This is a genomic window from Rhizobium sp. BK008 (assembly GCF_014197345.1).
Classification (GTDB): domain Bacteria; phylum Pseudomonadota; class Alphaproteobacteria; order Rhizobiales; family Rhizobiaceae; genus Rhizobium; species Rhizobium anhuiense.
In genome coordinates, this window is sequence record NZ_JACIFK010000004.1 from 359,033 (window position 1) to 380,376 (window position 21,344).

The window sequence follows — 21,344 nt, forward strand, 5'->3', positions numbered from 1 at the left end:
ATGCGTGAATATGCAATCGCCACCATCCCCGCCGACGGCATCGGTCCTGAAGTCATCGCGGCCGGCACACGCGTCCTGGCTGCCATCGAGAAGCGCGAAGGCGGGATCAAGTTCAACGTCGAAAATTTCGACTGGGGATCCGACTATTACAAAAAACACGGCGTCATGATGCCGGCCGATGGCTTGAAGCAGCTGAAGAAGTTCGACGCCATCTATTTCGGCGCCGTCGGCGCGCCGGATGTTCCCGACCACATCACGCTCTGGGGTTTGCGGCTGCCGATCTGCCAGGGCTTCGACCAGTATGCGAATGTTCGCCCGACGAAGATTTTGCCCGGGATCACGCCGCCACTGCGCAACTGCGGCCCGGGCGATCTGGACTGGGTTATCGTCCGCGAAAACTCCGAAGGCGAATATTCCGGCCATGGCGGCCGTGCCCATAGGGGGCTGCCGGAAGAGGTCGGCACTGAGGTCGCCATCTTCACCCGCGTCGGCGTCACCCGCATCATGCGCTATGCCTTCAAGCTCGCCCAGTCCCGGCCGCGCAAGTTCCTGACCGTCGTCACCAAATCCAATGCCCAGCGGCACGGCATGGTGATGTGGGATGAAATCGCGGCCGAAGTGGCCACGGAATTCCCCGATGTCACCTGGGACAAGATGCTCGTCGACGCCATGACCGTCCGCATGACCCTCAATCCCAGGAGCCTCGACACCATCGTCGCCACCAATCTCCATGCCGATATCCTCTCGGACCTTGCCGGCGCGCTCGCGGGCAGCCTCGGCGTCGCGCCGACCGCCAACATCGATCCGGAACGCCGCTTCCCGTCGATGTTCGAGCCGATCCATGGTTCTGCTTTCGACATCACCGGCAAGGGCATCGCAAACCCGGTGGCGACCTTCTGGACAGCGGCGCAGATGCTCGACCATCTCGGTGAAACAGATGCATCCGCACGCCTGATGCGGGCCGTCGAACGGGTGACGGGGGCAGGCATATTGACGCCAGACGTCGGCGGAACGGCCAACACCAAGGAAGTCACCGACGCGGTCGTCGATGCAATCCACGCATCGAACGTCTGAACGATCCACCGATGGTCTGGACCGATCAGAAAGCACGGGCAGTGCTGCATCAGATCTTTGACGCAGCGGTCGAAAGCGCCAATCCGCAGCGGGCGATTCTTAAGAACCTCCCGGACAAGCCGAGAGGCCGATGCATCGTCGTCGGCGCCGGAAAAGCGTCGGCGGCCATGGCCGCCGCTCTCGACAGCGCCTGGCCGGATGTTGATGTCTCCGGCGTCGTCGTCACACGCTATGGTCACGCGGTGCCTGCCGGTCGTATCCGCATCATCGAGGCATCGCACCCCGTTCCGGATGCGATGAGCCAAACGGCGGCTGCCGATCTTTTGCAGGCCGTTCGCGGATTGACACCGGACGATCTGGTGATTGCTCTCATCTCGGGCGGCGGGTCGGCGCTTCTGGTCGCTCCGGCGGGCGGCATGACTTTAGCGGACAAGCAGAGCGTCAATCGTGCGCTTCTGGCGAGCGGCGCGACGATCTCCGAGATGAACGCCGTTCGCAAACACCTCTCGCGGATCAAGGGAGGCCGTCTCGGCCTGGCCGCCCGGCCCGCGAAAGTCGTTACCCTTGTTATCTCCGATGTGCCGGGCGATGATCCCGCATCCATCGCCTCCGGCCCGACGATCGCCGATCAAAGCACGATCGACGAGGTTCGCGGCATCCTATCCCGCTACAGGATCGTCCTGCCCGATACGGCACGCGCCGTCCTCGACAGCGGTGACGAGACGCCGAAGCCCGCCGATCTCGAGAGCGATGTCCGCATCATCGCCGCCCCCTCGCTGGCCCTGGAGAGCGCGGCAAAAGCGGCCGCCAGCGCAGGCCTGCAACCACTTGTCCTCGGCGATGCCATCGAGGGAGAGGCGCGCGAGCTCGGCACGGTCATGGCGGGCATCGCCCTATCCGCAAAGATCAAGGGGCTTCCCGTTCGCGGACCTGCCGTTCTTTTGTCGGGCGGCGAAGGAACGGTGTCGATCGGCCGCGAAGCCGCGGGCCGCGGTGGCCGCAACACCGAATTCCTCCTCGGGCTTGCGGTGGCCCTCAAGGGACATGCCGGAATATGGGCGATTGCCGGCGATACCGACGGCATCGACGGCACCGAAGATGCGGCGGGTGCAGTCGTCACTCCCGACACGTTGGAGCGCGGCCTCAAGAAGGGACTCGATGCCCGGGCTCATCTCGCTTCGCACGACAGCTATTCATTCTTTGACGAGATCGGCGATCTCGTCAAAACCGGGCCGACCCTGACCAATGTCAACGATATCCGCGCCATACTCATCGTCTGACACGGTGATCAAGCCTGAGGAGTGGGCGACCGTCAGGCCGGCAAGCGCGTCTGCCGACATGCGCCGTCACACCAGCCCGGGCACGACGAACACCAGCCAGGCGACGATCGGGCCGATGATGGCGATCAGCGCGCTGTAGATCAGCAGCTGCCGCAGCACCTGCTCGCGCCTGTCATCCGGCGCATTGGCCACGACTAGGGCGCCGTTGGTGGAGAATGGGCTGGTATCGACGATCGTCGTCGAGATGGCGATCGCCGCGACCACGCCGATGGCGCTGACATGCCCTTGCAGGAGGAAGGGAACGGCGAGCGGGATGATCGCGCCGAGCAGCGCGGTCGAGGAGGCGAAGGCCGAGACGATGGCGCCGGTAAAGCACAGCAGCAGCGCCACCAGCAGCGGCATGCCGAGACTGGATATGCCGTTCGCCACGTAATCGACCGTTCCGGCCTTCTCCATGACGCCGACATAGGTGATGATGCCGGCAATCAGCAGCACGGTCGACCAACTGACCTTGTCGATTGCCGCCTTCTGGGTCTTCGGCGACAACAGCGCCAGGGCGACCGCCACGGTCATGGCGACGAGGCCGACGTTGAACTTGAAGACCAGGGCGCCGATGCCGAGCGCCGTCAGGCCGATCAAGGTGGTAATTCTCTCATTGTTCAGGCGCAGCGTCGTCGCGGTATCGGCCGCCGTCCCATAGGCATGTTCCCTGATCGGTTTTGCCGGCGTGCCGCCGTGACCTCTGATCGACGCCGACACGCCCTCGGGATGGAGTTCGGGCAAGGGGCCAAGCGATGCGGCGTCCTGCCTCATCACCTTTGCGCCGCCGAAAATGAAGAAGACCAGCACCGCGATCGCCAGGTTGAAGAAGAAGCTGGAGAGAAACAGCGAGGTCGGCGCAAAAGGCAGGCCGGCCTTGGCGACGATCTGGTTGGTGATACCGCCATAGATGCTGATCGGCGAAAAGCCGCCCGCCTGCGCGCCATGGATCACCATCAGGCCCATCATGACCGGGTGAATGCGGTACTGCACGGCAAAGCTCAAGGCGACGGGCGCGAGAATGGCGACCGCGGCCGGCCCAAGAGCCCCGAAGCCGGTAATGACGGCGGCGACCAGGAACATCACCCAGGGGATCAAGCCGATCCGCCCGCGCACCAGGCGCACGGCACATTCGACGAGCCAGTCGATCGTGCCGTTGATCTGCGCGATCGCAAAGAGGTAGGTGACGGCGACGAGCGTCAGGAACAGATCACTCGGAAAACCGGCAAATATATCGTTGGTCTTCATGCCGAGGATCATCGAGCCGAGCACGAAGGCGCCGGCAAAGGCGAGCGCACCCATGTTGATCGGCTGGATCGTCGCAATGATGAACATGGCGACCAGCAGGCCTATGGCCAGTAATTCAATACCCATGATTCCCCTCCCTCCGACGCCTCCAGCGCCGTAGCTGTTGTGTTCAAGATCGATGCGGGATGCCGGCGCACCCTCCTCCCAGAGGGCGCGACCGCCTTAGAGCGGTTCAGCTTTTCATGGAAACGCAGAACCGCTCTAAGTCTTTGTTTTTACGCAATTCCCGGCGGAAAACCGCTTCACACTTTTCCTGGAATTGCTCTAGGTCCTTGTATAAAGATCGGCGTATTGCTGCCGCAGGATGTTCTTCTGAACCTTGCCCATCGTGTTGCGCGGCAGGTCGTCGGCGAAGATGATGCGCTTGGGTTGTTTGTAGCGGGCGAGACGGTCCTGAAGGGCGCTGACGATGGTCTTTTCGTCGAGCACGGCGCCGGGTTTGCGCACGACGACGGCAGTGACACCTTCTCCGAAATCGGGATGCGGCACGCCGATGACAGCGCTCTCGACCACACCCTCGATCTGGTCGATCTCGCCCTCGACCTCCTTCGGGTAGATGTTGTATCCGCCCGAAATCACCAGGTCCTTGCCGCGGCCGACGATGTGGATATAGCCGTCCCGGTCGATCTTGCCGAGATCGCCGCTGATGAAGAAACCGTCGGCGGTGAATTCGGCCGCGGTCTTTTCCGGCATACGCCAATAGCCCTTGAAGACGTTCGGCCCCTTGATCTCGATCATGCCGGTTTCATCAGGCGGCAGCTCGAGCCCAGTGGCGGGATCGGTGACGCGCACCGTCACGTCAGGCAGCGGGAAGCCGACCGTTCCGGCAATGCGTTTCCCCTCATAGGGGTTCGACGTGTTCATGTTGGTTTCGGTCATGCCGTAGCGCTCGAGAATGGCGTGACCGGTGCGGGCAAGGAACTCGGTATGGGTTTCGGCAAGCAGTGGCGCCGAACCGGAGATGAACAGGCGGATGTTGGCGACCGCTTGCTTGTCGAGGCGCGGGCTCTGCAGGAGGCGCACGTAAAAGGTCGGCACGCCCATCAGCATCGTTGCCTCAGGCATTAGCGAAACGACCTCGTCGGCGTCGAATTTCGACAGCAGGAACATCGAGGCGCCGGCGAGCAGCGTAACGTTCGTGGCGACGAACAGCCCATGGGTGTGGAAGATCGGCAAGGCGTGGATCAGCCGGTCGTCTGATGTGACGCGCCAATAGTCCCGCAAGGTCAGGGCGTTCGAGAGCAGGTTGCCATGGGTGAGCATCGCCCCCTTGGAACGGCCCGTCGTTCCCGAAGTGTAGAGGATCGCCGCCAGATCGTCAGCAGTGCGCGAGGCATCGACAACGTCGGCCGGCTCATCGCGGGCGAGATCCAGCAACGAGCCGCGGCCATCGGCATCGAGCGTTTCGACGATCGCGCCGTGGGACTTGGCGATCGCCGCCACGCCTTCCCGGGCAGCCGGCGCCACGACCACCAGACGCGGCTCCGCATCGCCAATGAAGTAATCGAGCTCGGCCAGCGTATAGGCGGTGTTGAGCGGCAGGTAGACCGCGCCGGTTCGAAGGCAGGCGAGATAGAGGATCAATGCCTCGGCGCTTTTTTCGACTTGCACCGCCACCCGGTCGCCCGGGCGAATGCCGAGCGTGTCCATCGCGCCGGCAAGCCGGCCGGAAAGAGCGAAGGCGTCGTCATAGGTCCATGTACGGGTGTCATCGATCCGGATGAACGGTGCGTCACCGGGCGCAGCCGCCCGCATGGCGTCGAAAAGATGGTTGCTCACTTTCGCCCTCCTCCAAGCGTGGTGTTCATTATCTGTGCGAATGGCCGGGAGCCTTGCTGGCCATTGCCGCTGCGGCGGCTTTCGTCGGTCTGGCTGAGCAGGCTTTTGACGGCCGGCGAGGCAATCACCTCGCCGCGCTGCGCTAAGGCCTCGTGGTTGGCCACGATGTCGTCGAGCTTGTAGAGATAGTTGACCATCAGGCCGTGGGCCTGCTGCATCGCCTTGGCCGAGCGGTCTCCGAGAAAATTCAGTCTTTCCAGTCGAGCGCCGTTGCCGAGATGGAAGCGGGCGACGGGATCGACGGGGCGGCCCTCCGGCGTCCGTTCGGTCAGGAAATAGCGCGCCGCAAGCGGCAGCAGCACGCGCTCCACTTCGGCCGCCGTCTTCTCGTTGTCGGGCCATTTCGGGTCGTCGAGCGCCGTCAGCGTTTCCGGGCGCGCCTTGGCGAGCCAACGGGCAAAACCCGGCACCGGCGACAGCGTTACGAAATTCTTCAGGCCGGGCAGATCTCTGCGCAGGTCTTCGACGACCTGCTTGATCAGGAAGTTGCCGAACGAGATGCCGCGCAAGCCGTCCTGGCAGTTGGAGATCGAATAGAAGACGGCCGTCGTCGCCTCGTCGGCATTGATCTGCTCCCTGCCCTCGACGAGCACATCGCCGATCGCGCTCGGCACCGATCGTGTCAGCGCCACCTCGACGAACACCAGCGGCTCGTCGGCCAGCCGGGGGTGGAAGAAGGCAAAGCATCGACGGTCGGCCGGCGCCAGACGGCGGCGCAGTTCCTCCCAGCCGGCGATCTCGTGCACGGCCTCGTATTTGATGATCTTTTCAAGGATGTAAGCCGGCGTCGTCCAGTCGATCGGACGCAGCGTCAGGAAACCGCGATTGAACCAGGAGCCGAACAGATGGGTGAAGTCGGCGTCAAGCGCGTGATAACCTTCGGATTGGTCTTTGGACGCAAGCAGCTGCTGGCGCATCCGGACGAGCTTGGCCGTGCCGTTCGGGGCATGGTTCAATCGGCGCAGAAGCTCCTGTCGACGCGGCTCGGCTGCCTGGTGGAGGGCAATGATTGCGGCAGAGCTTTTGTCGGTGCGGTAGTTTTCAATCGCCTGGTCGAGCCTCACCGTGTCGGGCCCGAACTTTTCATGCAGCATATCGAGAAATGCCTGCGCGCCCTCACTGTCGAGCGCCTCCCAGCGATCGAGAATCTCGGCGGCTAGCGCCATGCCCGAGGCTTCGCCCCGGCTCGACAGCAGCATTTCACAGAGCGTCTGGAGATCGGCCTTGGCTGCGGCCTGCGTGGCGCGCGCGCCGGAAAACAGAAGCTGGCGTCCGCGATCGGTGATGCTCTGCAGCATGTCGGTGAAGAAGGAAGCCTCAGACATGCCATTCTCCTCTCTTCCGCTGGTTTCTTCTGCCGGCCGCGGGTGCACGGATCGTTTTGACGGCTGCTTCCCATCGTCGGGTTTCACCGGTAGTATGTAGAATGCCACTCTTCGTACACGAGGTCAACAATCGTGTATACAAGAATCGTGTTTATGTATGATGGAAGTGAAACGTATGTCCGAAAATGTCGGCCGATGGCTTCGGGATGAAATTGAAAATTCAATTCTTTCCAACGAGTTCTCCCCCGGTGAGCGGCTCGACGAAATGGTGCTTGCGACGCGTTTCGGGGTTTCCCGCACACCGGTGCGCGAGGCGCTGATGCAGCTCGATGCGATCGGCCTCATCGAAATCCGGCCGCGCAGAGGCGCGATTGTCATCGATCCGGGGCCGCACCGCGTCTATGAAATGTTCGAGGTGATGGCCGAGCTGGAGGGCCTGGCCGGGTCGCTCGCCGCCCGACGGCTGGACAAGGCCTCCCGGGAAGCGATCACCGCCACCCACAGCCGCTGCGAACAATCGGCCGCGGCCGGTGACAGCGACGCCTATTATTACGACAATGAGGAATTCCATAAGGCCATCTACGCAGCCGGCCGCAGCGAGTTCCTCGAGGAGCAATGCCTGCAATTGCACCGCCGCCTGCGGCCCTACCGCCGCCTCCAGCTGCGCGTGCGCAACCGCCTGTCGACCTCCTTCTCCGAACATTGCGCCATCGTCGAGGCGATCTTTGCCGGAGACGGCGACGAAGCCCGCCGCCTGCTGCGGACGCATGTCGGCATTCAGGGAGAGAGGTTCAGCGATCTGGTCGCAAGCATGGCGGCCAGGTGATTGGACTCCAGCTTGAAAACGGAAGCGTATCCCGCCGTCCGCACGGCACCCTAATCCAGAAACCGATACAGCCAGTCGCGCGTTTCCTCCGGCAGCGAGGCCGGCGACTGGTCCTCGCGGGTGCGGGCCTGCCAGATGATCTCGACCTCGGCGGCACGCTCCTCCCCGGTGTCGATCGAAACGAGGAAGCCGATGGAATGCATGCCGATCTTGTCGACGGTGGTGGTGAAGGTGACCGGCTCGTCGTAGTGCAGTGGGCGGTGGAGCATGCAGGAAACTTTGCTGGGGCTATAGACCGGTTCGTCATCGACATCGGGCCGCGACGACCAGAAGCTTGCAAGTACGGATTCGGCATAGGAAATATAGGAGGCCAGAAACATTCGGCCGTTCATATCGACATCGCGAAACGGCACGCGTATGTCCGTCACATCAGGACGTTTCGACTGACTCATCAACGCAACTGCCTTACAAAGTTCCCCATTGATGACAGTACTGCATAATTCCTTAAACTGAAACCGGTTTAGGGATGAAATTATACAACAGTTCAAAGTGTTACAGCGCCTCCGAGGTAACCGGCGCAATGCCGCAAAAATAGAGCGGGCGGTCGGACGGCGCGGCAACGGCGCTTGTTGAAATCGTCGGGCGATGCCCCATCTGCTGTGGCACATGACATAAGCGACCGATAGAGTGTCTCCATGAGCACCCGTCTTTATGAACACCCGATCTTCCTGGAACACGTGACCCCCGCCGGCCATCCGGAGCGATCGGACAGGATCCGCGCCATCAATGTCGCGCTGGAACATCCGAATTTCGAGCGGCTGGAGCGCCGGCAAGCGCCGCAGGCGAGCGAGGATGCGGTGCTGCTGGCCCATCCCGAAGAACATCTCATCGCCGTGATGCGGGAGATCCCCGAGGAAGAGGATGAGATCAACCAGATCGAAGCCGATACTTATGCCAGCCCAAAGAGCCTGCAGGCGGCGCTGACCGGCATAGGCGGGGCGATGGCCGCAGTCGACGACGTCTTTACCGGCCGGGCCGACAATGTCTTCGTCGCCGCCCGCCCGCCGGGGCACCATGCCGAGAAGATGACGGCGATGGGCTTCTGTTTCTTCAACAATGCGGCGATCGCCGCTCGCCACGCACAAAAAATGCATGGCGCCGAGCGTGTCGCCATCGTCGACTGGGACGTGCATCACGGCAACGGCACGCAGGATATCTTCTGGGACGATGCCTCGGTGCTGTTCTGCTCGACGCATCAGATGCCGCTCTATCCCGGCACCGGCGCCAAGGACGAGAAGGGCAAGCACAACACCATCGTCAATGCGCCGCTTTCGCCGAATGTCGGCAGCGACCATTTCCGCGAGGCGTTCAAATCGCGCGTGCTGCCGGCCCTTGACGATTTCCGGCCGGATCTGATCATCATCTCCGCCGGCTTCGACGCCCATCACCGCGATCCCTTGGCGCAGATCAACCTGACCGGCGAGGATTTCGACTGGGCGACCGGGCGCGTGCTCGAACTGGCCGACCGGCACGCCAAGAACCGGGTCGTCAGCCTGCTCGAAGGCGGTTATGATCTCGAGGGACTCGCCGAATCGGCGGGCATGCATATTCTGCGAATGATGAAGGGTTGAGAATGACTGACAGCGCCAAGCCTGAGGTATCGGGCCTTTCCTTCGAAAAGGCGGTTGCCGAACTCGAAAGCATCGTCGCCCGGCTGGAGCGCGGCGATGTGGCGCTGGATGAATCCATCGAAATCTATGAGCGCGGCGAAGCGTTGAAGAAACATTGCGAAACCCTGCTTTCGGCCGCCGAAAACCGCATCGAGAAGATCCGGCTCGACCGCGCCGGCAAGCCGCAGGCCGTCGAGCCGCTCGACGGCGCCTGAGGCGTACCGGAACTCTCTTTAAGGCGCTTGGCGATCGGCTTCAGACCGATCTATGATCCCCTTGCAAACAATGAGGGGACGGAAAAATGTCGGACAGATTGAAGGGCAAGGTCGCCATTGTCTCGGGGGGCGCGACCGGCATGGGCGGTGCCGCCTCGAAGCTTTTTGCAGCGGAAGGCGCGCGCGTTGCGATCATCGACCGCAATGGCGATGCAGCCGCCGAGACCGTCAAAGCGATCCGTGATGCCGGCGGCGAGGCCGAATGCTGGACGGCTGACGTTTCCGACGAAGCCGCCGTCAATGCCGCCGTCGCCGGTGTCGAGGCGCGTTATGGCGCCGTCACCGTGCTCTTCAACCATGCCGGCACGATCGTCATCAAACCTTTCCTGGAAACGACCGTCGAGGAATGGGACTGGCTGCACGCCGTCAATGTGCGCTCGATGTTCCTGATGACCAAGGCGGTGCTGCCGAAGATGATTGAAAGCGGCGGCGGATCGATCGTCTGCACCTCGTCGATCTCGGCGGTCGCCGCCACGCCGATGGAAGTGCTCTACGACACGACCAAAGGGGCGGTGCATATGTTTGCCCGCGCCATCGCCGTGGAATTCCGTGATCGCAACATCCGCTGCAACGCCGTCTGCCCCGGCTTCATCCGCACGCCGCACGGCCTGCGCGAGGTGGCCGACCTGCAGGCGCTCGGTGTCGATGTTTCCGACGCCGCCATTGCCGCCCAGCAGGGACGGATCGGCGAGCCGGAGGATGTGGCGCGCGCCGCCCTTTATCTCGCCAGCGACGAGTCGAGCTTCGTCAACGGTGCGCATCTCTTCGTCGATAACGGCTTCACGGCGATCTGAGCCATGCAGCGTCCGATTGGACGCGCGGCGCACTTTCACGTCTGGAGCGTCCTTAGCGCGTCCGATTGGACGTGCGGCGCGCTTTCAGGTGCTGGAGCGTCCTTAGCGCGTCCGATTGGACGTGCGGCGCTCCAGGCACTATCTGTGCCTGAAGCCTTTGCGATCGGAGATCCCTGATGTCCTTCTTTCCCGGTAAAGATCCCCTGCCCGGCGATGCCTTCGCCTGCGACGCAATCGAGAACCTGATCATCCCGCGCACCAGCGATATCGGCGGGTTTCAGGTGCGCCGCGCGCTGCCAACGAGACAGCGGCGGCTCGTCGGGCCGTTCATCTTCTTCGACCGCATGGGTCCGGCGATCCTGAAGCCGGATGAGGCGCTCGACGTCAAGCCGCATCCGCATATCGGCCTGTCGACGGTCACCTATCTCTTCGACGGCGAGATCCGCCATCGCGACAGCCTCGGCACCGAAAAGGTCATCCGCCCCGGCGATATCAACCTGATGACGGCGGGCCGCGGCATCGTGCATTCCGAGCGCACACCCGACAATCTGCGCGGCCATCCGCTGCTGATGTCGGGCTTGCAGACCTGGCTGGCGCTGCCCGACGACAAGGAGGAGATCGATCCCTCCTTCGCCCATACGGAAAAGACCGAGATGCCGCTGATCGAGACAACAGGCGTGCGCGGGCGTGTGGTCATCGGCTCGTTCGAAGGCATGACGTCGCCGGTCGGCGTTTTCTCCGACACGCTCTATGTCGATCTCGACCTGCAGCCCGGCGCCAAATTTCCCTTCGGCGCGGCCCATGAAGAGCGCGCCGTCTACGTGCTCTCGGGCGAGGTCGTCATATCGGGCGACCGTTTTGCCGCCGACCAGCTGCTGGTCTTCCGGCCGGGCGATGCAATCACGCTGGAAGCCGGCCGCGATGGCTGTCATCTGATGCTCTTCGGCGGTGCCAGCCTGAATTCGAAACGTTATATCTGGTGGAATTTCGTGTCGTCCTCGAAAGAGCGGATCGAAAAGGCCAAGGAGGAATGGCGCTCCGGCCGCTTCGACATCGTGCCCGGCGACGAAGAGGAATTCGTGCCTTTGCCGGAGGGCTGACGGCAGCAGCGGAGCGCGGCTGTCGACCTCTCCGGACCTTCAACCCTTGGCGAAATATCGCGTCAGCGCGCCCTTCGTGCGGTTGACGTAGCCCTCCTGCCAACTGTCGTCGACATTGAGAAAGCCCGACCAGCCCTTCTTGCCCTGGCGCTTCAATTCCGCCTCGACGGCGCGGAACCGATAGTGGTCATAGACATCGAGAATATGCACCGCATAGGCCTCGGCAAGCGCGCGGTCGCCTTTGACGATCAGCATGTTTTCGTCATTGCCGTAAGAGGCCTTGAAGCCGAGATTGTGGCTGCCGAGCACGACGACGCAATCCTCCGACAGGGGATCGATCACCAGCACCTTGTCGTGGATGATGGCGCCCACCTTCTTGGCCGTCAGTTCCTCCGCGCCGAAATCCGCCAACAGCTGGCGGTCGTCGATCCGCGAAGCCCGGACGATCGAGACATTGGCCTCCTCGAATGTGTGGGGCGAGACGGCGTCGACATCGTCGTCCTCATCGTCGGGATCGTTCTTCTTGCCGGCGACGTAGTTGGGCATGGCCTGGGCGCTGGAAACCGCGCCGGTGACGATCAGCTTCTGGTCCTTGAGGCCGATATCGATCGCCTCGCCGACAATGCAATCCCTGCCCGACTGACCGGGATAGAAGGCCAGAAACAGCACCGCATGTTCGGCACGGCGCATCAGCCGGTAGACTTCGCGAAGATCGGGCGGCGTTGCCTTGCCCTTTCTGCGGCTCTGCATGTTCGGTGAGAACCACGCCTCGACCGAATGCCCCGAGGCCTCATCGCCGATCGGGACAAGAGAAGGCGTCTCGTTGAAGCGTCGGAACTCCTTGCTCTGCTGGTTGTCGGGCATGCCGTCATCAAATTCGATGGGCGCTTCCAGCGTCGCATTGTCTTCCAGCATCCGCTCCCAATAGGTGACATAGGCGGCGGCAACCGCATCGTTCCGAACGATCAACGCGTTGTTGGACTGGCCGGCAAGCCCCGTCGCCGTCCAGTTGGTGCTGCCGGTGAAGACGCTGCGCGCAGCGCCATCGGACGGAATATGCACGACGAATTTGTTGTGGCCGATCTGGCTCGAATTGTTGAACATCCGGTGGTGAATTTCGACGCCGGCATCGACCAGCGCCTGGCGTGCATGCGCATTGCGCACATCCCAGGCGTCGCCGACCTTTCCGGTGTTGGCGAGGATGATGCGCAACTTGTCCTTGTTGGCAAGCAGCAGCTCCAGCAGTTCCTCGTCCTCCAGTTCGTAGAGGGCGACAAGGAAGCGGCCGGGCGCATTGATGAAGCCCTTGAGCATCGGAATGACATCGCCGGCAAGATATTTGCGGATGCCGTTCGACGGGTTGGAAATCATCTCGATCAGCTCGTTCGGCTGCTTCACGCCGTCCTCCAGCAGGACGTTTCTCAGCCACTGCGCGGCGAGGATGCCGTTGGTGAAGGTGGACTCGAAGGCGCCACGCTTGCGCGTCACATGGACGGGATTGCTGGCGACAGCCGGCCCGAGATAACCGAGCGGCCGCGGCGGGCCCTCATAGGCCTTGACCGCGATCTTCTCATAGGTGCCGTCGGCCTTCTTGACCGGCCTGCCGTTTCCGTCCCGCTTGTTGATTTCGACGAGCTGCGGCGTCGGATCGGGTGCTGCCTGCATGCCCGGCTTCAGGTCGCCGAGCGGACGGATTTCGTAACGCAGGTGGACCTCGTCCGGCCGCCGTCTCATTTCGTTGCGCCGCTTGCGCAGCGTGAGATCGCGCCAGGACAGCTTCTGCACCGGCCAGAGCGACGTCGTTTGCGGCAGCCAGTGTCGATTGCGCTGACCCTTGAAGGCGACCCACGCGGCACAGGTTACGCGGTCATCCGCACCATCGGGTCTTTTCGCGACGTTCCCCTGCTCGTCGAGATAGACGCGGACGACTTCAAATCCGAGACATCCATCGATCTTGGCGTCTATGTCCCAGGCCACATAGGCGACCTCGTTGTTCACATAGGCGTGCGCTGCAACAATCGTTCCCATGCCCCGTCCCCCCAGCCAGTGCGGCGACTTTGCTACCATTCCGTGTCATATTCAAGCGCCTCTCCTTCGGTTGCCACCGCGACAGCAGGGAGAAGCGGCACACGCCCCGGCGAAGATCGGGCCTCCCCACCTCATGGCGATTTCGCCGACCCGGCTTCGATTAACCACAGAAATAGAGCGTGATATCGTGCAAAACCGCTCACACTTTTCAGCGTCATGCTCTAGGGTGAAAACCTTCGGTTCCTGAAATGCACTTGTTTTGCCGCAATCTAATCGAATAAAGCGGAACAAGGAAAAGCAAGAAAGAGCGCCCGCCCGTGACACAACTGCCGAAGACCCCCCTGCTCGACCAGGTCATCTATCCCGCCGACCTGCGCAAGCTCGAGGATCGCGACCTGCCGCAGCTCGCCCGCGAAGTCCGGGACGAGATGATCGATGCGGTGTCGCGTACCGGCGGTCATCTCGGCGCCGGTCTTGGCGTCGTCGAACTGACGATCGCCATCCACAGCGTCTTCGACACGCCTGATGATCGGCTGATCTTCGATGTCGGCCATCAATGTTATCCGCACAAGATCCTCACCGGCCGGCGCGACCGCATCCGCACGCTGCGCCAGGAAGACGGGCTGTCCGGCTTCACCCGCCGGGCCGAGAGCGAATATGATCCCTTCGGGGCGGCGCATTCCTCGACCTCGATCTCGGCCGGCCTCGGCATGGCGATTGCCGCCGATCTCGACAAGACCGATCGCCGGGTCATCGCCGTCATCGGCGACGGGGCGATGTCGGCCGGCATGGCCTATGAGGCGCTGAACAATGCCGGCGCGCTCGATGCCCGGCTGATCGTCATCCTCAACGACAACGACATGTCGATCGCGCCGCCGACCGGCGCGATGAGCGCCTATCTCGCCCGCCTCGCCTCGGGCCGCACCTATATGGGCTTCCGCGATCTCGGCAAGAAGCTGACGGCCTATCTCGGCAAGAACATCGACCGGGCGATCACCCGCGCCGTCGAGCATGCGCGCGGCTATGTCACCGGCGGCACGATGTTCGAAGAGATGGGCTTCTACCATATCGGCCCGATCGACGGGCATTCCTTCGACCACCTGCTGCCCGTGTTGCGCAATGTGCGCGACAATGGCCGCGGACCGGTGCTGATCCACGTCGTCACCCAGAAGGGCAAGGGCTATCCGCCGGCGGAAGCAGCTGCCGACAAATATCACGGCGTCAACAAGTTCGACGTCATCACCGGCGCCCAGGCCAGGGTCAAGCCGAATGCGCCGAGCTATACCAGCGTCTTTGCCGAAGCGCTGGTGCAGGAGGCTGCGCTCGACGACAAGATCGTCGGCATCACCGCCGCCATGCCGAATGGTACCGGCCTCGACAAGCTCGCCGAGCTCTTTCCGTCGCGCTGCTTCGATGTCGGTATCGCCGAACAGCATGCCGTGACCTTCGCCGCCGGCCTTGCGGCGGAAGGCTACAAGCCCTTCGCCGCCCTCTATTCCACCTTCCTGCAGCGCGCCTACGACCAGGTCGTGCACGACGTGGCGATCCAGGGACTGCCGGTGCGTTTCCCGATCGACCGCGCCGGCTTCGTCGGCGCCGACGGGCCGACGCATGCCGGCTCCTTCGACACCGCCTTCCTCACCACCCTGCCCGGCTTCGTGGTGATGGCGGCCGCCGATGAGGCCGAACTCAAGCACATGGTGCGCACGGCTGTCGCCTATGATGCCGGGCCGATCTCGTTCCGCTATCCGCGCGGCGAAGGCGTCGGCGTCGACATGCCGGCGCGCGGCGAAATCCTGCAGATCGGCAAGGGCCGCATCGTCAAGGAAGGCACCAAAGTAGCGCTGCTCTCCTTCGGCACAAGGCTGGCCGATTGTCTGCTCGCCGCCGAGGATCTCGACGCCGCGGGGCTGTCGACGACGGTCGCCGATGCGCGCTTCGCCAAGCCGCTCGATCACGAGCTGATCCGCCAGCTTGCCCGCCACCACGAGATCGTCATCACCGTCGAAGAAGGCTCGATCGGCGGCTTCGGCAGCCATGTGATGCACTTCCTCGCCAACGAAGGCCTGCTCGACAACGGCCTGAAACTGCGCTCGCTCGTCATGCCCGACATCTGGATGGAACAGGCCAAGCCCGAAGCGATGAACGCCCATGCGGGCCTCGACCGCGCCGGCATCGTCTCGACGGTGTTCAAGGCGCTGGGGCGCGGTGTTGCGGTTGGGGTTGCTGGGTAGCCGAGGCTATGTGAGGGCGTGCCGTGTGGCCCCCTCATACGCCCTACGGGCACCTTCTCCCCGAGGGGAGAAGAGGGAATCGAAACGTCGCCGCAAAACTCTTCTCCCCTCGGGGAGAAGGTGCCGGCAGGCGGATGAGGGGGCCGCCAAGCAGGTCATCTCAATAGAAAAAGGCGGCGCATCACTGCACCGCCCCCTTTGTTCAACGTGCCTTTCCGAAGAAAGCGCTTCTCAGAACTCCGTCCACTCTTCCTGAACGGTAGCCGCGGCACTCGCCTGCCTGCCGCCGAAGGCCTTGGCGACGGTGCGGGTGAGAGCGTGGGCCGGAGAGGCGACCGGGCGGGCGTTTGCGGTGGCAACGGTTGCCCGCGGCGCTGGGGCTGCCTCGCCGAGCTTGAACTGGCGCAGCAGCTCGTCGAGGGCATTTGCCTCCTGGGCGAGCGCATGGCTTGCCGCAGTCTGCTCCTCGACCATGGCGGCATTCTGCTGCGTGCCCTGGTCCATGTTGTTGACGGCGGTGTTGATCTCCTGCAGGCCGATCGACTGTTCGCGGGTGGCGGTGACGATGGCGTTGACGTGGTGGTTGATCTCCTGCACCTCGGAAACGATCGCTTCCAGCGCCTTGCCGGTCTCGCCGACGAGCGAGACGCCGGCGACGACCTGTTCGCCCGAGGTGGTGATCAAAGCCTTGATCTCCTTGGCGGCCTTGGCCGAACGCTGGGCGAGTTCGCGCACTTCCTGGGCGACGACGGCAAAGCCCTTGCCGGCATCGCCGGCGCGCGCTGCCTCGACGCCTGCGTTCAGAGCCAAGAGGTTGGTCTGGAAGGCGATGTCGTCGATGACGCCGATGATATTGGAGATTTCGCCCGAGGACTTCTCGATCTGCTGCATTGCGGAGACCGCCTTGCGGACGACTTCACCGGATTTTTCGGCGCCGAGGCGGGTGCGCTCGACGAGATTGCCGACATCCTCGGCGCGCTTGGCGCTGTCGCGTACGGTCGTCGTCACTTCCTCAAGCGCTGCAGCGGTCTCTTCGACGGCGGCAGCCTGCTGCTCGGTGCGGTGGGCGAGATCGTCGGCAGCCGAGCGGATTTCGCCGGCGCCGGCATTGATCGCCGAGGCGTTGCGGCCGACCGACTGCAGAGCGGCCTGCAGCTTTTCGACGGCCTGGTTGAAGTCATTGCGCAGGCTGTCATATTGCGCGGCGAACGGCGTCTGGATACGACCGGCCATATCGCCATTGGCAAGCTCGGCAAGGCCGCCCGCCAAAGCGTCGATGGCATGGCGAAGCTCGCCTTCCTCGCGCGCCTTCTGCTCGTCGTTTGCCCGGCGCTGGCGCTCGGCGTCATCGCGCATGCGGTCGGTCTCGCCGGCAAGGCGCAGCTTCTCGATGGCAGCCTGCTTGAACACCAGCACCGACTGGGCCATGCGGCCGATTTCGTCGCCGCGCTCAACCGCCGGAACCTCGATGTCGTTCTGGCCGCCGGCGAGGCGATCCATGGCCGCGGTCATGCCGACGACCGGGCGGACGATGGTGCGCGACATCAGCCAGGCGAGCACGGCAGCGGCCAGCGAGGCGAGGATGCCGCCGGCAAGCAGCGTCGTCTTCAGATCGCGGTTGGCATCGGCGCGGACCGCGGCGAGCGCATTCGACTTTTCACGGGCGCTGGCCTTAATCTTGGCGGAGGCCTGGCGGAAGCCGTCGAGCTGGCCCTTGGTGGCGTTGACGCCGATCTTGACGACCTCTTCGATCGGCATGTCGGTTTCCTTGCGCGCCTTGGTCTGCGGCTCGGCCAGTTCATGGAAATAGAGGTCGGCGGCCTTCTGCATGCCGTCGATCATCTCGACCAGCTGCGGCTCATCAGCCGCCGTCTGCTTGGCAGCGGCAATCGCCTTCAGCATGCGCTCGCGATTGGCGAAGACATCGCCATAGGTGCTGTCACTGCGGAAAAGGATGAAGCCGCGCAGATTGACGGCCTGTTCGAGCATCGCCTGCAGCGCATCGTCGATCTGGTTGACGAGCAGCTCGGACTTTTCCTGCTCGGCGGAAGCGGCCGCCGACGCCATCGCCTTGGAATAAACGAAAGCGGAAACGGCGACGAAGATGAGAATGAGGGCTGCGAACGTGGCCGCAAGCTTACCGTTCAAGGATATGTTTTTGGCGGACATCGGTGATTTCTCCTGACGACAGTCGACGCGGCAAAAGGCGGGTGGCGCGAAAGGCGCAACCGCAGGGACTTCTGAACCTGAGAACATGATTGGCGATAGGATGCCGGCGCCGTCATGGCACGAAACAGTTCGGACGAACCGCTGCAATCAAGCCAAACCTATGCGGACGGGCTTTAAATTTGTTTAAATTTGTGCGCTGCGGCGGTCGGGGCCGATGATTATTGTGCCGCCTCCGGCGGATTGAGGATCAGGATGTCGAAATCCTTCGCGGGATCGAAATCCTCAGCCGTCATCCGGAAGGTCGTCGGACCGATCTTCTGCACGTTGCTGCCGCAGAAGCTGATGAGGCTGGCGGGCTTGCCCTTGTCGATCGTCAGCTGGAAGCGCCGGATCGGCCCCGCCCAGTTGGCGCCGGTCGACAGCACATAGGAGATCCAGCTTTCGGTATAGTTCGCCCCTCCGGCCTCGGCTTCCCTGGCCCGCTGCTGGGCAACCCTGACGAAATCTCCGTCCAGACAGTATTTGCGGGAATATTCCTCGAAGCGTTCGCCCTTCGGCTCGCCATTTTCGAGAAAGCTGATGGCGACGGTGCCGCCGACGGCCGGCTTGTAACGATGCTCGACGCTGACCTTCTTCTTCGCCGGAAAGGTGGTGCGCCACCAATAGGTCGAGCGCAGCGTCCAGAGCGGCACGAGATCGCCCCCGGCATCGCCCGCACCCATGGAATAGATCAGGCCGCGGGCGATCCAGTCCTTGCGGACCGCTTCGGGAAGCTTGGCGAGCGCCTCGGCGGTCTTCTGGCTGTAGGGCAGGACAGGAATGCCGTGTTTGGCGAACTCGTCGGTGACGTCGATACCGAGCGAGACGACGCGCTGCTGCAGTTTGGCGCTGATCGGCCTGCCATCCTGCACGGTGGAAAAATGCAGGAAATTGTCGCTGTCATAATCTGATATGGCGGAGATGTTGTCGATCTGGCCCGTGATGTCAGGCATTGGGAAGGCGACCAGGCTTTCGACATCCTTGTCGGAGCTGTTCTCGAAGACATAGTCGACCCGCACTTCCGAAGCGGAGATGAAAAGATCCTCTTGCGCCATGCTGACATCGTCGGATTGGGCGAAGATCAGCCCGCCGGTCTTGACCTCGGCCATCGTATCGTTCGCAAATGCGGGCGATGCTATCCCCGCCGCAACAAGCCCCGCAGCGATAGGCCCCACCGCGACGGGCCCCACGACAGGCAGAGTGAAGAGCTTCAGCATAAAACACCCCCGTGTCTGCGGCCCGCCCCGCGATCGCCGCGGCAGGATTATCGCCGAAAGCTTTTGAGGGTCAATGACACTCTTGGGAACAAAATGCTTGCAACCGGCGGCTTTGCCGGTCATTCACAGCCGATGTCCGATCAAAACAGTCAACGTCTCGACCAGCTTCTCGTCTCCCGCGGCCTTTTCGCCAGCCGCTCGCGCGCCCGCGACGCCGTCCAGCGCGGCACCGTCAGGATCGGCGGCCAGGTGGTAACCAAAGCCGGCGCGCTGTTCGGCGAGCATGCCGTCATCGAGATCGACGATCCGGCGCAGGACTATGTCTCGCGCGCCGCGCTGAAGCTTGCCGCCGCGCTCGAGCATTTCCGGCTCGATCCCGCTGGTCATCACTGTCTCGATATCGGCGCTTCCACCGGCGGCTTCACCGAGGTGCTGCTGCAAAGGGGCGCCGTCCATGTCACCGCGATCGATGTCGGCCATGGGCAGATGCATCCGCGCATATCAGGCGACCCGCGCGTGACCAGCAAGGAAGGCCTCAACGCCCGCAACCTGACGGCAGATGATATCGGCCATCCCGCCACCTTCATCGTTTCCGACGTCTCCTTCATCTCGCTGAAGCTGGCGCTGGCGCCGGCGCTGGAGATCGCCGAGCCGGGTGCTATCGCCGTGCTGCTGGTCAAGCCGCAGTTCGAGGCAGGGCGCGAGGCGATCGGCAAGGGCGGACTGCTGAAGGATCCCGCCTCGGCGCCCGCCGTCGCTGCCGAACTGCAGCGCTGGTTCATCGAGGACATGGGCTGGAACAGCCTCGGCCTCATCCCCTCCCCGATTTCCGGCGGCGACGGCAATCAGGAATTCCTTCTGGCAGGATTGAAACCGTGAGCACCGAAACCGTCACGATCGAAAAACTCGGCGCCCAGGGCGACGGCATCGCCAGCAATGCCGGCGGACCTGTCTATGTACCCTTCTCCCTGCCCGGGGAAACGGTGGCGATCGCCCGCGTCAAGAGCCAGGGCACGATCATGTCGATCACCACGCCCTCGCCCGACCGGCAGGAGCCGCCCTGCCGGCATTTCGGCCCGGATGGCCTGAACGGCACCTGCGGCGGCTGCACGCTGCAGCACCTGGCAGATGCCCCCTACCGCGCCTTCAAGCGCCAGCTGGTCATCGACGCGCTGAAATCGAAAGGGCTGACACCCGAGGTCGGCGAGATCGTTCCGGCCCGCCCTGGCGAACGGCGGCGCGTGGTGTTTGCGGCACGCAAGACCGAGAAGGACATGCTGATCGGCTTCAACCAGGCCGAAAGCCATCATATCGTCGCGATCGAGGAGTGTCCGATCTCGTCGGCAGGGATCATCGCCCGACTGCCGGCGATCAGGGCGATTGCCGCATCGCTGGCGACCAATGCCGAGCCCTTCCGGATCTCCGTGCTCGAAACGCTTTCCGGCCTCGATATCTCGGTCGACGAGGTGAAGAAACTCTCCGACCCGCAGCGGCGCAAGGCGGTGGAGACGGTGCTCAGCCTGCGCGGCATCGCCCGCGTTTCGCTGAACGGCGAAATCCTCATCGAGCCGTCGAAGCCGCTGGTCGATTTCGGCGGCATCCAGGTTGCGCCGCCGCCGGGCGGTTTCACCCAGGCAACGAAGCCGGCGGAACAGGCGATGGCGGAGCTGGTGCTCGCTCATGTGGGCAAGGCGAAACGGATCGCCGATCTGTTTGCCGGCGCCGGCACGTTTTCGCTGCAGCTGGCGCGGATCGGCCGCGTGCATGCCGTCGAAGCCGAGGCAAAGGCGCTCGCAGCCCTCGATCACGCCGCCCGCAACACCCAGGGGCTGAAGCCGGTCAGCGTCGAAAAGCGCGATCTCTTCCGCCGTCCCCTGATGACGCAGGAGTTCAAGCCCTTTGACGCCGTCGTCTTCGATCCGCCGCGCGCCGGCGCCGAATTCCAGTGCAAGGAACTTGCCCGCTCAGGCGTGAAGAAGATCGCGGCCGTCAGCTGCAATCCGCTGACGCTGGCGCGCGACCTCGCGATCCTCGTCGAGGGCGGCTACCGGATCACTGGCGTAACGCCGATCGACCAGTTCCTCTGGACCTCGCATGTCGAGGTGGTGGCGACACTGGAGAAATAGG

17 protein-coding genes are annotated in these 21,344 nt (G+C 63.3%); 10 read left to right on the forward strand and 7 right to left on the reverse strand.

Annotated elements, in window-relative coordinates:
• Window positions 1-1,074, forward strand: coding sequence for a tartrate dehydrogenase (locus tag FHT69_RS19680; RefSeq protein ID WP_047613913.1), 1,074 nt, complete (start codon window positions 1-3; stop codon window positions 1,072-1,074).
• 11 nt (window positions 1,075-1,085) lie between these two features.
• Window positions 1,086-2,354, forward strand: coding sequence for a glycerate kinase (locus tag FHT69_RS19685; protein ID WP_183905853.1), 1,269 nt, complete (start codon window positions 1,086-1,088; stop codon window positions 2,352-2,354).
• Window positions 2,355-2,420: 66 nt separating this feature from the next.
• On the opposite strand, the gene FHT69_RS19690 is transcribed toward FHT69_RS19685, so the two are convergent.
• The 3 genes from FHT69_RS19690 to FHT69_RS19700 all read right to left on the reverse strand — a co-directional run bounded on the left by FHT69_RS19690 (window position 2,421) and on the right by FHT69_RS19700 (window position 6,865).
• Window positions 2,421-3,767 carry an SLC13 family permease gene (locus FHT69_RS19690; RefSeq protein ID WP_047613909.1) on the reverse strand — a complete coding sequence of 449 codons (1,347 nt, stop codon included), beginning with the start codon at window positions 3,765-3,767 and terminating at the stop codon, window positions 2,421-2,423.
• A gap of 198 nt (window positions 3,768-3,965) precedes the next feature.
• Window positions 3,966-5,480, reverse strand: a complete 1,515-nt coding sequence (locus FHT69_RS19695; protein ID WP_047615397.1) for a malonate--CoA ligase — start codon at window positions 5,478-5,480, stop codon at window positions 3,966-3,968.
• Window positions 5,477-6,865 (reverse strand): malonyl-CoA decarboxylase, encoded by a 1,389-nt coding sequence (locus tag FHT69_RS19700; protein WP_132574129.1) that lies wholly within the window; start codon window positions 6,863-6,865, stop codon window positions 5,477-5,479. The genes FHT69_RS19695 and FHT69_RS19700 overlap by 4 nt, the downstream gene beginning before the upstream one ends.
• A gap of 175 nt (window positions 6,866-7,040) precedes the next feature.
• Between FHT69_RS19700 and FHT69_RS19705 the strand changes: the two genes are divergently transcribed.
• On the forward strand, window positions 7,041-7,691 hold the full coding sequence (locus FHT69_RS19705; protein ID WP_047614433.1) for a GntR family transcriptional regulator: 651 nt from the start codon (window positions 7,041-7,043) through the stop codon (window positions 7,689-7,691).
• Between the two features lie 50 nt (window positions 7,692-7,741).
• Here FHT69_RS19705 and FHT69_RS19710 read toward each other — a convergent pair whose 3' ends face one another.
• The gene (locus FHT69_RS19710; RefSeq protein WP_047615391.1) at window positions 7,742-8,143 is read right to left on the reverse strand and encodes an acyl-CoA thioesterase; all 402 of its coding nucleotides are present in this window, start codon (window positions 8,141-8,143) and stop codon (window positions 7,742-7,744) included.
• A 243-nt stretch (window positions 8,144-8,386) separates the two neighbouring features.
• Here FHT69_RS19710 and FHT69_RS19715 point away from each other — a divergent pair, with 243 nt between their 5' ends.
• The 4 genes from FHT69_RS19715 to FHT69_RS19730 all read left to right on the forward strand — a co-directional run bounded on the left by FHT69_RS19715 (window position 8,387) and on the right by FHT69_RS19730 (window position 11,530).
• Window positions 8,387-9,322 (forward strand): histone deacetylase family protein, encoded by a 936-nt coding sequence (locus FHT69_RS19715; RefSeq protein WP_047613902.1) that lies wholly within the window; start codon window positions 8,387-8,389, stop codon window positions 9,320-9,322.
• Window positions 9,323-9,324: 2 nt separating this feature from the next.
• Window positions 9,325-9,576: an exodeoxyribonuclease VII small subunit gene (locus tag FHT69_RS19720; RefSeq protein WP_047613900.1), complete on the forward strand. Its 252-nt coding sequence runs from the start codon at window positions 9,325-9,327 to the stop codon at window positions 9,574-9,576.
• Window positions 9,577-9,662: 86 nt separating this feature from the next.
• Window positions 9,663-10,430, forward strand: a complete 768-nt coding sequence (locus FHT69_RS19725) for an SDR family NAD(P)-dependent oxidoreductase (protein WP_047613898.1) — start codon at window positions 9,663-9,665, stop codon at window positions 10,428-10,430.
• Between the two features lie 176 nt (window positions 10,431-10,606).
• Window positions 10,607-11,530 carry a pirin family protein gene (locus FHT69_RS19730; protein ID WP_047613896.1) on the forward strand — a complete coding sequence of 308 codons (924 nt, stop codon included), beginning with the start codon at window positions 10,607-10,609 and terminating at the stop codon, window positions 11,528-11,530.
• Between the two features lie 39 nt (window positions 11,531-11,569).
• On the opposite strand, the gene FHT69_RS19735 is transcribed toward FHT69_RS19730, so the two are convergent.
• On the reverse strand, window positions 11,570-13,558 hold the full coding sequence (locus FHT69_RS19735) for a phospholipase D-like domain-containing protein (RefSeq protein ID WP_097622950.1): 1,989 nt from the start codon (window positions 13,556-13,558) through the stop codon (window positions 11,570-11,572).
• Window positions 13,559-13,875: 317 nt separating this feature from the next.
• On the opposite strand from FHT69_RS19735, the gene dxs reads away from it, so the two are divergent.
• Window positions 13,876-15,792, forward strand: coding sequence for a 1-deoxy-D-xylulose-5-phosphate synthase (gene dxs, locus FHT69_RS19740; protein WP_097542842.1), 1,917 nt, complete (start codon window positions 13,876-13,878; stop codon window positions 15,790-15,792).
• A 231-nt stretch (window positions 15,793-16,023) separates the two neighbouring features.
• Here dxs and FHT69_RS19745 read toward each other — a convergent pair whose 3' ends face one another.
• Both FHT69_RS19745 and FHT69_RS19750 read right to left on the reverse strand, forming a co-directional pair.
• Window positions 16,024-17,961, reverse strand: coding sequence for a methyl-accepting chemotaxis protein (locus tag FHT69_RS19745; RefSeq protein WP_097622951.1), 1,938 nt, complete (start codon window positions 17,959-17,961; stop codon window positions 16,024-16,026).
• Between the two features lie 218 nt (window positions 17,962-18,179).
• The gene (locus FHT69_RS19750; RefSeq protein WP_245434913.1) at window positions 18,180-19,217 is read right to left on the reverse strand and encodes a DUF4424 domain-containing protein; all 1,038 of its coding nucleotides are present in this window, start codon (window positions 19,215-19,217) and stop codon (window positions 18,180-18,182) included.
• A gap of 93 nt (window positions 19,218-19,310) precedes the next feature.
• Between FHT69_RS19750 and FHT69_RS19755 the strand changes: the two genes are divergently transcribed.
• Window positions 19,311-20,096, forward strand: coding sequence for a TlyA family RNA methyltransferase (locus tag FHT69_RS19755; RefSeq protein ID WP_244604797.1), 786 nt, complete (start codon window positions 19,311-19,313; stop codon window positions 20,094-20,096).
• Window positions 20,093-21,343 (forward strand): class I SAM-dependent RNA methyltransferase, encoded by a 1,251-nt coding sequence (locus tag FHT69_RS19760; protein WP_047615384.1) that lies wholly within the window; start codon window positions 20,093-20,095, stop codon window positions 21,341-21,343. The genes FHT69_RS19755 and FHT69_RS19760 overlap by 4 nt, the downstream gene beginning before the upstream one ends.
• Window position 21,344 lies beyond the last annotated feature (1 nt).